Origin of the sequence: Streptococcus sp. 2021WUSS126 (genome assembly GCF_044427255.1) — a bacterium.
GTDB classification, from domain to species: domain Bacteria; phylum Bacillota; class Bacilli; order Lactobacillales; family Streptococcaceae; genus Streptococcus; species Streptococcus hashimotonensis.
Genome location: NZ_JAOTGI010000006.1, coordinates 53380 through 69357 on the forward strand (window position 1 = coordinate 53380; position 15978 = coordinate 69357).

The following is a 15978-nucleotide window of genomic DNA, read 5'->3' on the forward strand; positions in this document are numbered from 1 at the left end:
CTATCTTAAATTACAACCAATAATAATCCACTATCAAAAATAGATACATGATAAAGTTAATGACTACTGTGCCAGTGATCAACCGTATCAAATACTTCTGTTTTACCGATACACTTACCTGCTCTTTTAACATTAAACATGCCGGAAATAGATAGACTAAAAATGGAGTAAAGTATCTTCCTTGTGCCCCTTGAGAAATCATTGCATTTGGTCCAATAGCTGTCGGTGTCCATGCAAAATACATACCCGCTACAATGATAGCTACCTGAACAGGGAGTACAAATAACGAAGCAAGACCTTCTGTTTTACTTATCTTTAAATTTCCATCATTAAATAATAATAACGTAAAAATGAAAATATCTATGAAAATTAACCAAAGAGGTAATTGAGTGACAAACCAGCCAAAATAACCAAAAATACCAACCGTTAAAATACCATTAAGATGATCATTTCTATTATTGATAAATAAACTGTTTATCATCACTTTCACAAAGTGCACGACACCACCTCTGTTATGTAGGAATAGATAGCTAACAAGTAAAACTAGTCCTAATCCCAAAATAAGAATTGGTAATCTTCTCTTTTGAATCCATTTTAAAATCGAATTAAACTTAGATAAGACACCTTCAAATTCAAAATCAACAAAAAACAATAGTGCCAAAAGTAAAATATTATTTGCTTTTGTTAAATATAGTAGCAAGGATAATAATATTAAATTAATAAATTTCCTGGTGGTCAGTACCTTGTCTACCAATAAGTTAACATAAAAAACAAAAAATGCAACAACAGCCAGATAGTTCACCACATCATAAGACAGTGAGCCAGCCTGCTGAATCATCATAGGTAAAAGTGAGACAAAAAACAGGGTCATCTTCCCATACTTTATTTTTTTTATCAAATAGTAGATACCTATAATATAGACTATTGTATTAAAAAGGCGCCCTATAGTGACCATCATACCATATGACGGATAAATCAATTTACCTACAACTAGACCAATTAGCTGAGGTGTACTCATTAACGATTTCAGTGAAAAATCGATAGATAATTTATCCTTTGAAAAATCACGAATTTTGGTAAAAAGGTTTGAATATTCTGTAGAATCAACTGCATGAATCTCCGGTTCTGAATACGTAAAATCTACTGTCCGTAATTCATTCATTGCCTCTGTATCTCTACTTGTCGGAGAATCAAATAATATATTCCACGACATAAAAGCATGTGTTGCTTCATCAGGAACCTTTGTCACAGGCATAACAAATATTGAAATTAACAAAAAGGGGATTGCTAACCTTAAAAATAATTTTTCTATCTTCATTCTTGTACTTCCCAATTCAAATGTTTTTGCAATTTTAGATATATTACTAAAGAAATTAAAAACCAAGTCCACATCGAACTAACAAAAGCAATAGCTGCCCCCAATATTCCATAATATTCTACCAATGGATTAGAAATCAATATGGATAATAGACAAGAAATTGCAAATGAAATTACGAGATACTTTTGCTTCCTCAAAACAGTAAGCATGTTATCACAAATGGTTGCAAAGGTACTCGCAATTCCCCCAAGCATTGTTATAATAAAGCTTAGCCAGTATTTATTAAGATTCGTTCCATAGAGAATATTTAATGCTGGAATCCCCAATACTATCCCCCCGACCAAAACTAACACAGCCAACCCGACAACCATTTTAACGATACGCTTCTGGTATTGTTTAAATTGATTATAGTCCCCAGCTCTTCTATATATAGCCAACTGAGTTATCATGGGTCTAAACAAAATCAATAAAATATTCATTGAAAAAACAGGCATAAATAAAATGTTAAAATCCCTTTGAACACCTGTTCCTATAACACCTCTCTCAAAAAAAGTATTGAGAGCATATTTAGGTTGATTATAGATAGTAACAAGTAAAAATGCATTAATAAATAACGGCAAGCATTCTAACAATATATTTTTAATGGCTTTCAAATTAATTTCTTCTTTGATAACCCTCGTAAATTGAAACAAATTCGGAACATCAAAAAAGAAAACAAATAAATATGAGCTAATGACTAGATAGATTAATGAGAGTAGCAGGTTATTGGTTATAAACAAACCAAGTCCAAATGTCAAAATCACAATAGAGTTTCTCAAAAAAAGTGATTTACCTGCAATATCTAGCCGAGCATTTTGTTGGAACAATCCTTGAAAAACATCCGACAGAGCGTCACTTCCGCGATACAAACATATTAGGAAAATACAAGCAGATTTTTGAAATTCATATTTAGACAGAAAAATATAGCTTAAGGCAAGTAATAGCATAATAGTGATTGTTATAAGCCTTGTTGCAAGATACTGGCTAAACGAAAACTTTTTCGAAACATCAGTCGCTTGATAATCTCTTACCTGAAAACTAGCAATGATTACAAAAAGATTTGCTACTGCATAAGCAAAACTAAAAATATCAGCCTCTAATTCCGTCAACAAACGTGTTACTAGTAACAATAAAAATATTGATATTGCTGCTGAAGAAATACTTCCTAATAAATTCCAAATAAATATTGTTTTTGGTGATACTATTTTGCTCTTCACACTATCTTCCCCTTGTTTGTCATCCGTTATCCCTAATTTTTTAATAGAGATTTCTTTATCATCTTAAACACACTCACAATCCCAACAGATATTATCTTTAGTGTCCTTCTCAGTCCAATTTGTAAAAATTCCTTTTCTTCAATAATCAAACGCAATTCCCTTTCGCTGGAAAAACTAATCTTTTCCAATATTGGACTCACATTTTCAGTATTCTCAACTACTGCATAATCATTTGATAAATCCCACGCGCTATAAATAAATAATATTGGAACTAGCAATAATCTATCTTCTTTTAAAAAATCAATGTTTCTAAATTTTTCCTCAAGCTTTTTATAGTGTTCTGTTTTTATCCAATACCAACTTACTTCTTCTCCAATTATATAAGGCACTTTATAAAAATCAACTTTCTTAGTTCTCACAAGTGATTCATAGAGTATATTCAATTGACGAATAAGTTCTGGATTGCCCTCACGAAGGCTTTTTCTATCATATCTTTGATTAATTGTTAAGTCCGGAATAACTACAGCCAAATTAGATTGTGATTCAAAATTAGAAATCACTGCATCAAATGATGTAAAAAACATTTTCCTCAACTGATACCTGTCAATAATATCCTCTACAGAATATTTTATTTCCTTTGTTTGTTTGACAGTTATATGAGCAAGATATTTGGCATCTCCCGTATAGTTATTTACTATTTCAAAAAAATGCAATTCATCTGTGAGTTTTACAATCTGTGCTCTCAATTGGTAGGTGAATAAATATCTCTCAACTATACTAAAATTATTTGAAAAATCAGTTTCTGGCAATGTTATTAGTAACTGGCACCTATCGGCTATTTTGCATAACTCTTCAATATACTCTTCAAAAATAGACACTGATTCTATGTGAATATGAAGAAGCACCGATGTCGAAGATAGAACAGTTTCCGTCGTTTGCGAAACCCGTATTTGAGGAATAAAACTCGTACCCGGAATAATTATCTGCCTCAAATGCCTCTCGATTAATTCAACTGGATATTTAGTTTTCATCCTAATAAGATGTAATAAAGAGTATATTCTGTCTGGATATTCGGTAAAACTCTTTATTTTTATGAATGGAACATTATTTTTAAGTATAACTTCTGGATATTCTAGTGTAATGTTGCTATTTTCAAGGGTTTTACAACAAATGGACGTATCTAATACACACTTATAGCTATAGCCCTCTGATAAAAGTATTTTTGTCAATTGGCTCTCATATAATTTTATAACATCTTGAATATCTGTTAACTCACTTACCGATGACCAAAAATCAACAAATGCTTGACTCTGCAAGATTCGTTTTTTAAATACCATAAAATATGACTGTAAATGTTCAGGGACAACTACACTATCTATTTTTGTCTCTAAGTGATTGGTCATTCCCCAAAAATCTACATCAACATCACTGTCAAATTGACTATAATAATCCTCTAGGTCCCAGAGGGGGCCGAAACATGTATCATTCATCAGAGTTACCGAATCATATTGATAAAATGTTACTTGATTCAGCCCTTCTTTCCATGCCGCAAAATCATAACCAATATTATCTCTTTGGATAAAAAAATCAATCAATCGTTCCGACTGTAAATATTGTACTATGTCCTTTGAAACATGGCTGTTAGAAACAAAAACTATGTCTGAATAAATACTTCGTATCGACTTTAATTGATAATAAATATATTCACTGACAACATTATATTTATTATAGTGAACATATACCAACAAACGCGACATTCTGCCTCCGTTATATTTTATTATTCTAGTAGCTCCCATTGGCTATTTCTCTGAATAAACCCGGTTGCTGCGTCTTCCTCTGCAATATTATCAGTGCTAAACTTCCTACTAATAAAAATAGCTGGTGTGTCAGAAGTCTTTGCAAATAATAACGGCTGCTTATTACTATTTCGTACTGACACCGCCATTTTTAATTTAGCCTGATTAATTGAAGGTAGCTTACATTTCACTCGGAAAAACTTCTCGCCTTTGCCAAACGTTTTTAAATCCATAGAATTGTCGTTATATACATCAAAATGACGTTCTAAATCTAAAAATGTAAATGCAATATGTGTTTCAATATCTTCTAAAACCGTATATCTAAACTCAATTTCAATTGATTCATCTGGTTCAATTTGATTTTTTGAGACCAGGTTAATCTGCAAATCTTTTACAATATCACTCTGATGCAGAGGTTCTTCGTTTTCTGTAACTTCGCTTATTGAGGCAAGCACATTATCAAAACTGTATTGATTAGCTACATCATCAGGTTCTCCTAATGCCTTGACGTATCCTTTCTCTATAAGAAGAGCTTTATTACAATACTTTTTCACAGCTCCCATATCATGGGTGACAAGAATAGTCGTTTTTCCACTTTTTTTACGCTCTAGGAAGTAATCATTACATTTACGCTGAAAGGCCTCATCGCCCACTGCGAGAACCTCGTCAAGTATCAGAATATCTCCCTGCGCTTTAATGGCAACTGAAAAGGCTAAACGTACCTGCATTCCACTAGAATAATTTTTCAGCTTTTGATTCATAAATTCACTTAATTCCGCAAATTCAACAATATCATCATACATTGCATCAATTTCTTCTGCAGTAAATCCTAACATCGCACCGTTTAGGTATACATTTTCCTTACCAGTTAGTTCCGGATTAAAACCAACACCAAGTTCAATAAAAGAAACTAATTTACCATCCACAGCTACAGTCCCTCTTTCAGGAACATATATTTGAGATAAAATTTTTAACAGTGTCGACTTACCAGAACCATTGCGACCAACAATTCCAAAAAAGTCCCCTTTTTCAACTTCAAAACTGATATCCTGCAAAACATTATACTCTACGTAGCCTTTAATCCCTTTAAATAAATTGACTAAAGTAGTTCTTAGACTCTGACTACTCTCCGTTGGAAGCTTAAAACTCTTGCTAACATGTTCTACTTTTACAGCAATATTATTATTTTTTACCATTACAAAATCTCCGCAAACTTTTTGGCATTTTTTCTAAACACAGTTATACCCAATAGGTAAACAACGACTGGAAGAATATACGGAATTGCCACAATAACAGGATTTTCAATCAATTCACTAACTGTAGTATTCCCAGAATAAACAATAAAATGTCTCAAGTCTTGAATAATTTGTGCAACAGGATTCAACATCATCAATTTAGCAAATGTTACTTGCCCACGCTGTAAAATAAATGTCAATGAATAAATAATTGGTGTCGCATACAATCCAGCCTGTAAGAACACTTCCCAAATTGGACCAATATCTCTAAATCTTACAAATAAAGAGGATAAAATGAAAGCTATACCTGTTGCTAGTAATGCCAATTCAAAAAACAATGGGATTATAATTAAAATGGACCAAGTAAAGGGAACCCCGTTAATAGCAGCAAATACAAACACAACCATTAAGTTAATGGCGTAATTAATTGCAGCTCCTGCAACTGAAGAAAAGACAATTATCTCTTTCGAAAAATTCAATTTGCGCAACAAATCTCCACGTGAAACAATAGACATCATCCCCATATTAGTTGCTTCTGTAAAAAAGTTCCATGTTACCATACCCAATAGTAGCCCTACTGCATAATGAGGAGTTCCATCATCAAAGCGCAAAAAACGAACAAATACTAGATACATAATTGTAAAAAGTAACATCGGTTTCAAAATCGACCAGAGATGCCCAATGAGAGAACCTTGGTAACGTAATTTAAAATCTGTTTTAATCATCTCTCTTAAGAGTATTTGATTTTCTTTATTTAATAAATTCATAGCTATTCCTTATATGCAAATTTTGTCACAATCAATGTTGTGAATACTAATGTATGAAAGGTTTTATTTTTTCTTAAACCATATTTTCTCAAAATCCTGAATCGTTCAAGCATTGGTTTATCCATAATGGTTACAAAGGCTTCTATTAATTCTCTATTTGATTGAGAAAGTGGCATTTGTAATAAATGCCGGGCTTGTTTTTGGCTATTTTTGATCAAGTCCCAATAGACCGCAAATAAAATGTGAGGACGAATCCATTTTTTAAAGCGTTTTGAGAGGGTTCGAGCACCTAGTACATTATCCGAATGTTGGCGATACAATTCACCTGGTTGATCAATAAATACCAAATTTCCAAAGGCTGAAGCAAGTAAGGCCAAGTACCAATCGTGCATGAGTATATCATCCGTCTCTTGCCACATTTCAGCGAGAGTATGATTAATCATGGCGACACCGCCAGTCACAGTATTCTCAGTCAACTCTTGCACCAATTCCGTATTGGCATGATGAGATTGAGATTTAACCATGCTTTCAGTCATAATCTCTAAATCTTGATTCACCACTTTTAAATCCATATAAACCATTAAGGGGAGATTAGCTGGATAGTTTTGGGCTTCGTTTAGACTGAGTTCCAATTTATTTGGCAACCAAACATCATCCTGATCACTAAAAAAATAATAGTCAGCCCTATCGTGGTTCACTAGTTTGTGAAAACTTTTAATAACTCCAAGATTGTCACTCTTATCACTATCAATAAGATGAACTCGACTATCTTGACGCTCAAAATCTTTAAGTATTTCTTTTGTATTGTCACTGGAACCATCATCACGAATAAATAGTGTCCAGTCTGTGTAAGTTTGTTCTTGGATAGAGCGAATTTGCTCAGCTAAGAACTGTTGACCATTGTAGGTCGACATGAGTATGTTTACTTTCATTGTAAAAATAATTCCTCGTACTCTTGGACGATTTTTTCCCAGGTGTATTCATCCTTCATGTGTTTTTTCGCAATTTCTCCTAATTCCACCGCTTCAGCATTCTCATCAATTTGGTTAATTAATTGACTCAGGCTACCTGACTCCTTACTCCAATACCGAGCACCTTCTAGGGCAACTTTGCGGTTAAAATCAACACCTAAAACCAAATTTTCATTGGTTTGCGCCAGCGCTTCTAGGAGACTAGGATTGGTTCCTCCAACTTCATGTCCATGGATATAGGCACGACACTCCTGTCGAAGATACTTTAGTAGTTCTTGATCGTACACTGTTCCAACAAATTTGATTCGTGGATCAGATGCAAAATCTGTCTCTTCTTTGAGCTGTTGGAAATAAGCAGAGCCTTCATGATTGGCTATAATGACCAAATCACGTTTTGTCTTGCTTGCCATAAACTCCCTAATTGCTGTCACATAGTTATTCTCAGGTACAAAACGACCGATAATCAGATAAAATTCTTTCTCTTTAATGTCCCAATTTGTAAAATATTGGCGAACTTGTTCAGATTCTTTTGTTAACTTAGTCGGACTTAAATCTGTACCATAGGCAATAAAGCGTGTATTGGTAGCTAAGTATTCAGATTGAATATAATCCTCAATTCCCTCATTATCAGCAATAATCAAATCAGCATATTTGACCATCATTTTTTCAGAAAATTTTAGATACCTCTGGACTGGCTTAGCCCACTTGGTCCGTTTCCATTCCAAACCATCTGGATTGACAAACAAGGTACCTCCAACAGAGTGAATCATTTTTGCAAAAGGCACTATGAAGCCACCTATGGTATTTCCCAAGATATAGAAAATTGGTCGCTCTATCTGCTGTTCCTTGATGATTTTAAGGGCATAAGTGATCGCCATCATATCATAAGCAATCACACGAGCCGGTCCAAGTTTTGGTGGATTAATGGTGAAGCAATCTGCACCCAGGTAGGTCGAATGTTGGTGATGACTTGTATCAGACAAGCACGCCACATGGTAATGAATCTTCTCAGATTGCTGGTGACTGACCAATTGTTGGACAAAGGTCTCAAAGCCACCATATTTTGCTGGCAGTCCACGACTACCGATAATAAAAACGTGTTTCATGAATCCTCTCCATCAAATTGCAGTTCTTTTCATTATACCATTTTTTAGTTTTTTTTCCTAATTCTATACTAGTTTGGTTATAAAGGCTTTTCTTTTTCTACGCCTCTGACTCCACAGTATAGATAAAAACAAATTTTGAGTTAATAAGAAAAATTTGATATAATATGTACTGGATTTTACATAAAAATATAAAACTTAGAATTGTTAATAAATATGAAATTAATCAAACAGCTTATTCACATACTGATCTCCATCGGATTGATTGGAAGTTTTTTTCTCTATGCACATCTCATTCAAAACGAATTAGGTTCTACAAAAAATGATGGAACTATAGAAATAATCGCAGAACAACCAAACCAAGTAATCGACAGCATCCAAATAAATGGACGTTATATTCATTCATCAGAAATTATAGAAAACCAATGGGGAATCAATGATGCTGATTTAATTCCTAATTTTTCTTCTCTAGGTGAAGAAAATTCACTCGTAATTAAATCTTCCTCTTCTGTAAGAACCTTATCATTTGAATACTTTGTTAGTGAAAATCCGACTATTGTAAAAATTAAAGTCGGTGGACAATTGGTTGAATCCATTGACACATCAACTGGAGATAAATATAAAAATTTAGCCTTTATCGAGCTTCCCTATACTTTACGGATAACTAAAGATAATCAATTTTGGTACCTCCACTTAATAGTCCTTGCTTTAGGTCTAACATGCTTTATCTTAAATGGAGCAACATGGAGAATCAAAAGAAGAGATATCCGTATCTTAACAATATTATTAATCGTTCAATATATATTCACTACTTTTACATTTCCACGTTTATATCGCAATGAATTAGTGCTATTTAATTCGAACTTTAATAAAATGGAAACTCAACAGCTATTAGTTGCACTAACTTTCCTGATATTTTTTGGTCTTTTAGGATACAAACAACTCCGAGGTCATATCTCTAAAGCCTTCAAAACGATTAGCCTATCAGTGATTTATCTTCTAGTTCCCATTTTTTCATTATTTATTATTGAAAATAGCTACTCACAATTCTCTACTCTTTCCCCAAACAGTCTTTGGAACAATCTAATCATTATCGGAGTCCTCTACCTAATACTGGTCTTTACAACTAATCTACGATTTGCCAGCCTATTAATTCTATCTGCTTCAGTATTTATTGGTATAAGTAACCAACTTTTGATTGACAGCCGTGGTGCTCCTCTATTATTTTATAATCTTTTTCAAATCACAGACGGATTAAATGTAGCTTCTAGCGTAGCAATTAATATCAACAATCGAATGCTACAAAGCATGGTATTTTCTTATATCTTATTGACCTTCTTTTTCTTTATCCCCAAATTATATTTACCAAAACTTCTACCTTCTAGAACGTTCTATTCTAGTTATGATTTCAAATGGCCGAAACGTTTCAGCAGAATTTTACTGGGCTATATAACTTTAATAACAATCGTTCCAATGATTAATAAAACTGTCGTCTCTAATGCAAATATATCATTAAACTACTGGAGAATGTACGTCACCTATGGTCAATTTGGGCTACCACTCTCACTCGCCTCTTTCTATGAAGATAGTAAAATAACTAAGCCTGAGGGATATTCACTCCCAAAACTTAATGAAGTTCTTGAGAAGTACCCTCCTGAAACAGAAAAACAAACAATCAGACCTAATATTATCTTTATACAGAATGAATCACAGAGTGATTTTTCAAACTTACAGGGCTTAAATATGGAGCCTGATCCGCTATCAAACCAACATGCATTAACAGACAATACTATTCATGGCACCCTCAATGTCTCAGTCTTTGGCGGTGGTACTGCAAATACCGAGTATGAAGTGCTGACAAGTAACCCAATCAGTTTATTATCCTCTAATTTATTCCCATATCAGCAGATTATCACACAAGAACGTCCAAGTTTCGCAACTTATCTAAAAAATAAAAATTACGACACCGTAGCTCTACATCCTCAATCTGGAAATAATTACAACCGCAATGCAGTGTATCCTCTACTAGGGTTTAATAAATCTTATTTTTTAGATTCGGAACCTGCTATTAGTAGCTTAGCACCACTAACAATCGATCGTGGCTGGCCATCTGATCAATTCTTGTTCAACGGAATAAAAGAACTTTATACCCAAAAAGGAGACCAGCCTCTATTTAGCTTTGTTGTTACCATGCAAGGACATGGAGGCTATCCAAGTACGGAAGAAATTTATCCTCGCGAAGTCAGCATTAATGGTTCAACATCTGAATACTTAGCTGAAACAGAATTTTTGACCAGCATGAAAAGAACAGATGAAGCATTTGCAGATTTAATTACTTTCTTTAGCACTTACAAAGAGCCTACGGTTATCGTCATGTACGGCGATCACCAACCTAGTTTGACTCAAGAATTTTACGCACAATTTATGGATGAAAATAATCCTGCTACTAAATATTCTACCCCTTTAGTGATTTGGTCGAATTTTGATATTAGGGAGCGCGAATCTACAACAATCAGCCCAAACTATCTCGTTCCGTATTTGATGGATATTTTATCCGAATCAGACTATGCCCTTCCTCGATCACCTTACCAACAATTTTTGAGTGATATGCAAATCGAAGCACCTATCATTACTAGCTGGGGAAACATCGATAATAGCGGTCAACAAATTGAAGACATGTCAAGCCTATCACTTTACCAAACCTACTTACAACTAGAATACAATAGTGCCGTTGATAAACGACCTCTAACAGATCTATATGAGTGATAAAAATAGCCTTGCTCGTTTTTGAGCAAGGCTATTTTATCATCAATCATCCAAAAAACTTAATTATCTAAAAGATAAAGCTTGTAATTCTCGATAATTGATCGTAATTTTTCACCATATTTCGGATCAGTAGCATATCCTGATTGTCTTAACGCAAGAATTGCTTGTTGATAATCAGTTGCCTCTCTGAAACTCTGGTAATTTTTTATTCTCCACGGAGTAGAGGTAAAGAACTTAGCATAGTCTGCTACACTTTCATTCCATGAATTATATTTTCTAAACAAGTGCTTTTCTTGCTTCTTCTCACCATCACGGTATTCATTAGTAATGATTTCAATTGTATCGCCCGTCCATGCAGCATCCGCTTTGATGCCAAAAAGATTATTCCCATGAGTCGCCAAGTATGACGTTCCCCATGCACTTTCGAGGATGGCTTGAGATAACATGACGCTCGAAAGGATAGAATTAGCTTTTGAACTTTGCTCAATTGCAGGTACTAGATTAGCTATGAAACTTTTTTGATCATTAGAAAGTTTTCCTGTTTCAATACCTGTACCTGCAATTTCTACTTTCCCTCAACAGCACCATACCAATTCATTACGCCTTGTGCCAATGCTTTCGCAAGGCGAGTGTGGTAAGAATCTTGTTTGATAACTTGCAACTCCGAAGGATTATCCATAAATCCTAGCTCTACTAGAATAGCAGGAATCGCTGTCTCACGAAGGACTGCAAAAGTTTCTCTTCTTACGCCACGGTTAACTGCACCTGTTTCTTTAATTAAACTCTCCTGGACCTTGTTGGCTAAAATCTCACTTTCAGCTAAACGAGTAGGGTTATTATGCATTTCTTTATTAATTTTAGGTTGGTATTCTGGATTATATTGATACCAGTATGTTTCGATACCAGTCGCATTCGAAACTCCTGCTCCCGTCGCATTAAAATGAATACTAATAAATAAATCTGCGTTACTTGCATTCGTCATTCGTGAACGCTCTGTTTTGAAGTCTACATCATAATCACCTGTACGGGTCATCAAAACATTGATTCCATATTTCAAGAGATTTTCACGCAACTTATTTGAAACAGACAATGCAAGATTTTTTTCATGTACGCCACCGTAAGAAGCGCCCGAGTCTCGCCCTCCGTGCCCTGGATCAATATAGACTGTGTAGGATCGCTGTGCTGACGGATTTGATAAGTGAGTCGTTGTGCCGCCAGCACCTGTTAGACCTCCACTTGAGTCCTTATAATATAAGTGAACACTATAAGTACCTATACGGTATTTATGGTCCTTCTTATTGACAGTTAACTTATAACTGCCATCTGACTGACGAGTGGCTTCATACCAACGTATATCGTCTGACTGGGACCAGGTAGGTAAGAGAACACTTGATATATCTTTCGGTGACGAAACATTAGTAACACGAACATCAAAGGTACCTTGGGCATCGTTACGATTTTCAATTGTGATGGTGCCTGTTGGCTTCGCTTCTGATAAATGAGTTGTTGTACCACCTGCACCTGTTAGGCCACCACTTGAGTCCTTATAATATAAGTGAACCGTGTAGGTACCTGTACGATACTTATGGTCCTTCTTATTAACAGTTAACTTATAACTGCCATCTGATTGACGAGTGGCTTCATACCAACGTAAATCATCCGTCTGGGACCAAGTAGGTAAAATAACACTTGCTATATCTTTCGGTGATGAAACATTAGTAACACGAACATCGAAGGTACCTTGGGCATCGTTACGATTTTCAATTGTGATGGTACCTGTTGGCTTCGCTTCTGATAAATGAGTCGTTGTACCACCTGCACCTGTCAAACCACCATTTGAATCCTTATAATATAAATGAACCGTGTAGGTACCTGTGCGGTACTTATGGTCCTTCTTATTGACAGTTAACTTATAACTGCCATCTGACTGGCGAGTGGCTTCATACCAACGTAAATCATCCGTCTGGGACCAAGTGGGTAAAATAACACTTGCTATATCTTTCGGTGATGAAACATTAGTAACACGAACATCGAAGGTACCTTGGGCATCGTTACGATTTTCAATTGTGATGGTGCCTGTTGGCTTCGCTTCTGATAAATGAGTCGTTGTACCACCTGCACCTGTCAAACCACCATTTGAATCCTTATAATATAGATGAACCGTGTAGGTGCCTGTGCGGTACTTATGGTCCTTCTTATTGACAGTTAACTTATAACTGCCATCTGACTGACGAGTGGCTTCATACCAACGTAAATCATCCGTCTGGGACCAAGTAGGTAAAATAACACTTGCTATATCTTTCGGCGATGAAACATTAGTAACACGAACATCGAAGGTACCTTGAGCATCGTTACGATTTTCAATTGTGATGGTGCCTGTTGGCTTCGCTTCTGATAAATGAGTCGTTGTACCACCTGCACCTGTTAGACCACCACTTGAGTCCTTATAATATAAATGAACCGTGTAGGTGCCTGTGCGGTACTTATGGTCCTTCTTATTGACAGTTAACTTATAACTGCCATCTGACTGACGAGTGGCTTCATACCAACGTAAATCATCCGTCTGTGACCAAGTTGGCAAAATAACACTTGCTATATCTTTCGGCGATGAAACATTAGTAACACGAACATCGAAGGTACCTTGGGCATCGTTACGATTTTCAATTGTGATGGTACCTGTTGGCTTCGCTTCTGATAAATGAGTCGTTGTGCCACCTGCACCTGTCAAACCACCATTTGAATCCTTATAATATAAATGAACCGTGTAGGTACCTGTGCGGTACTTATGGTCCTTCTTATTGACAGTTAACTTATAACTGCCATCTGACTGACGCTTTGCTTCATACCAACGTAAATCATCTGACTGCGACCAGGTCGGCAAGATAACACTCGCTATATCCTTAGGAGAAGAGATATTGGTAACACGAACATCGAAGGTACCTTGGGCATCGTTACGATTTTCAATTGTTATGGTGCCTGTAGGTTGTGTAACATTGACCGAACTGGAAGCTGTACTGACTCGAGCACTTGGAACACTTGTAGAGCCATTCGAACTTCCTGCAATCGTATTGGAAGAACTTCTGGTCAGCAAATTCGAAGTACTACTTGTTGCACCTGTTGTCAAACTAGAATTAACCGTTGAGCTTGTAGTAGTCGAAGTTGCTTCCTCCTCAATTTTAGACGAGATTGCATTGCTATTATTCAAAGCAGTAGGCTTCTCAGCCGCGCTTACGACATCCTTCTTCCATTCAAAACTATAATCTGATAAGGTCTGAAAACTTCCATCTGTTAATTGTGCCGTTAACTTCAGCGAAAAGACTTGGTCTTCCTCCGCAAATACAGACCGATCCAAAACCGCTACGTATCTACCTTGCTCATCCATTGAGAATGCGACAGTAATTCCGCTATTTGCTTCAGAGCGAAACTGGGCTGTAACACCAATAATTTCCCCTTGAATGTTTGACAGAATAGCTTTAATCTGTCCAGCCTCATCAACGACAGATAACTGCCCGCCAGTTTCAGCAACCTGAGATGAAGAAACTTGACTAGATGGGGCATTTACCATATCCGCTTGAACAAGCTGAGCATTCAACGCGGATGCACACAAAGAAAGAAATAACAACGTTCTTTTTTTCACAAATATCTCCTTTATGTATTTCACATGTAAAAACAACTATATTTCTCAAAATAGATGCAATTACACTAATCTTCTATTTTTCTTCTTGCTTCTTTGTCAATAACCAACCAGCAAAAATTGTTATGAGTCCTAGTACAGTTAATGGAAGACTAGATTTCCCTGAGGTTTTTGGTAATACTTTAGCTTTATCATTTGGTATAACCTTTTTCTGACCTGCTTCGGAAATATTGCCTTTGCCTGTAGCTACATCAGAAATCTGACCGCCACCTTGACCTGGAACGGTCTGCAAATCATTTGAGTCATTTGTAACGCTTTGACTTGTTTGTGCCCCAGTATTTTCAATATTAGCTGTACTTTTATCCTCGACTTTTGATTGTAGACTAGCAGTTAGTTCTGCAATCTGTCGGTCTATTTCTGAAAAGTCATACGGAAATTTTGGTTGCGAAGCAGTTGCAAGAGCTTGACCATATCCTATAGTTGCAGATGTAATAGATTCTAAATTAGAGTTTCCACTTTCCAACAATCCAGCTAATTCTTGTCCAGTTGCTTCTGCATAAGCAATATAATTATCAATCGCTGCCGACTCTTTATTCAGTAGTTCAACGATAACTTCTCTAGCGTATTTCAATGCAGCTAACTCGGCTTCAGGAGTACTTGCATCATCTTCAGACTCGTACTTAGAAACTATAGCTGCTGCTTCTTCTCTTCCGCTTTTTCCAGCGACTGTAAGTGTCTCAAATAAGTAATGATAATGTTGAGCTATGCTACCATTTAAATTTGCTTTAAGTTCATCTAAAACAACAACTTGCTCTGCTGTTAAGCTTGCCTTCAAGTCTGCAATTTCTTCATCCCATGTAGCTTCAGCACTACCCGATGCCATTTCTTCCATCATTCCCTCAAGAAACGCCAATCTATATTCTTGCATATCGATAGTCATTTTAGCTTGAATATATTCACGTACGGAAACTTTTTCATCATCAGTTAAATGATAGGTCGTACTTTGACTTGTCTCTGCTGCTACAACTGGAACAGATCCGGACGGTAATATAGCACCTCCTAGTAAAGCAAGAAGAATTGCTGACGTCAACAACGGCTTAACAATCGCTTTCTTTTTCATACACATCTCCTG

At 35.7% G+C, this 15978-nt stretch carries 11 protein-coding genes; 1 reads left to right on the plus strand and 10 read right to left on the minus strand.

Going from position 1 to position 15978, the window contains the following annotated elements; genetic code table 11:
- Window positions 1–10: 10 nt before the first annotated feature.
- From ODU39_RS04275 to cps2T, 7 genes are read right to left on the minus strand one after another with little or no spacing between them, the layout of a single operon-like run.
- The gene (locus ODU39_RS04275; RefSeq protein ID WP_105178582.1) at window positions 11–1318 is read right to left on the minus strand and encodes a DUF2142 domain-containing protein; all 1308 of its coding nucleotides are present in this window, start codon (window positions 1316–1318) and stop codon (window positions 11–13) included.
- Window positions 1315–2574: a polysaccharide biosynthesis C-terminal domain-containing protein gene (locus tag ODU39_RS04280; RefSeq protein WP_024378821.1), complete on the minus strand. Its 1260-nt coding sequence runs from the start codon at window positions 2572–2574 to the stop codon at window positions 1315–1317. The genes ODU39_RS04275 and ODU39_RS04280 overlap by 4 nt, the downstream gene beginning before the upstream one ends.
- A gap of 32 nt (window positions 2575–2606) precedes the next feature.
- On the minus strand, window positions 2607–4370 hold the full coding sequence (locus ODU39_RS04285; protein WP_398579963.1) for a rhamnan synthesis F family protein: 1764 nt from the start codon (window positions 4368–4370) through the stop codon (window positions 2607–2609).
- On the minus strand, window positions 4352–5566 hold the full coding sequence (locus ODU39_RS04290) for an ABC transporter ATP-binding protein (RefSeq protein ID WP_332438358.1): 1215 nt from the start codon (window positions 5564–5566) through the stop codon (window positions 4352–4354). Before ODU39_RS04290 ends, ODU39_RS04285 begins: the two co-directional genes overlap by 19 nt.
- The gene (locus ODU39_RS04295) at window positions 5566–6372 is read right to left on the minus strand and encodes an ABC transporter permease (protein ID WP_002937101.1); all 807 of its coding nucleotides are present in this window, start codon (window positions 6370–6372) and stop codon (window positions 5566–5568) included. The genes ODU39_RS04290 and ODU39_RS04295 overlap by 1 nt, the downstream gene beginning before the upstream one ends.
- 2 nt (window positions 6373–6374) lie before the next feature.
- Window positions 6375–7304, minus strand: a complete 930-nt coding sequence (locus ODU39_RS04300) for a glycosyltransferase family 2 protein (protein ID WP_208561079.1) — start codon at window positions 7302–7304, stop codon at window positions 6375–6377.
- On the minus strand, window positions 7301–8449 hold the full coding sequence (gene cps2T, locus ODU39_RS04305) for a beta 1-4 rhamnosyltransferase Cps2T (RefSeq protein ID WP_398579964.1): 1149 nt from the start codon (window positions 8447–8449) through the stop codon (window positions 7301–7303). The genes ODU39_RS04300 and cps2T overlap by 4 nt, the downstream gene beginning before the upstream one ends.
- 213 nt (window positions 8450–8662) lie before the next feature.
- On the opposite strand from cps2T, the gene ODU39_RS04310 reads away from it, so the two are divergent.
- The gene (locus ODU39_RS04310; protein ID WP_398579965.1) at window positions 8663–11212 is read left to right on the plus strand and encodes an LTA synthase family protein; all 2550 of its coding nucleotides are present in this window, start codon (window positions 8663–8665) and stop codon (window positions 11210–11212) included.
- A gap of 59 nt (window positions 11213–11271) precedes the next feature.
- Here the strand turns inward: ODU39_RS04310 and ODU39_RS04315 are convergent, their stop codons facing one another.
- The 3 genes from ODU39_RS04315 to ODU39_RS04325 are packed head-to-tail and all read right to left on the minus strand — an operon-like array spanning window position 11272 to window position 15966.
- Window positions 11272–11775, minus strand: a complete 504-nt coding sequence (locus tag ODU39_RS04315) for a glucosaminidase domain-containing protein (RefSeq protein WP_313770362.1) — start codon at window positions 11773–11775, stop codon at window positions 11272–11274.
- Window positions 11776–11777: 2 nt separating this feature from the next.
- A complete protein-coding gene (locus ODU39_RS04320) occupies window positions 11778–14885 on the minus strand; it encodes a GBS Bsp-like repeat-containing protein (protein ID WP_398579966.1) in 3108 nt (1035 codons plus the stop codon).
- Between the two features lie 37 nt (window positions 14886–14922).
- Window positions 14923–15966 carry an LPXTG cell wall anchor domain-containing protein gene (locus ODU39_RS04325; RefSeq protein ID WP_398579967.1) on the minus strand — a complete coding sequence of 348 codons (1044 nt, stop codon included), beginning with the start codon at window positions 15964–15966 and terminating at the stop codon, window positions 14923–14925.
- Window positions 15967–15978 lie beyond the last annotated feature (12 nt).

Coding starts and splice junctions, on each gene's coding strand:
- ODU39_RS04290 (WP_332438358.1), bottom strand. CDS start 5,566: ATGGTAAAAAATAATAATATTGCTGTAAAAGTAGAACATGTTAGCAAG.
- ODU39_RS04295 (WP_002937101.1), bottom strand. CDS start 6,372: ATGAATTTATTAAATAAAGAAAATCAAATACTCTTAAGAGAGATGATT.
- cps2T (WP_398579964.1), bottom strand. CDS start 8,449: ATGAAACACGTTTTTATTATCGGTAGTCGTGGACTGCCAGCAAAATAT.
- ODU39_RS04325 (WP_398579967.1), bottom strand. CDS start 15,966: ATGAAAAAGAAAGCGATTGTTAAGCCGTTGTTGACGTCAGCAATTCTT.
- ODU39_RS04300 (WP_208561079.1), bottom strand. CDS start 7,304: ATGAAAGTAAACATACTCATGTCGACCTACAATGGTCAACAGTTCTTA.
- ODU39_RS04285 (WP_398579963.1), bottom strand. CDS start 4,370: ATGGGAGCTACTAGAATAATAAAATATAACGGAGGCAGAATGTCGCGT.
- ODU39_RS04275 (WP_105178582.1), bottom strand. CDS start 1,318: ATGAAGATAGAAAAATTATTTTTAAGGTTAGCAATCCCCTTTTTGTTA.
- ODU39_RS04310 (WP_398579965.1), top strand. CDS start 8,663: ATGAAATTAATCAAACAGCTTATTCACATACTGATCTCCATCGGATTG.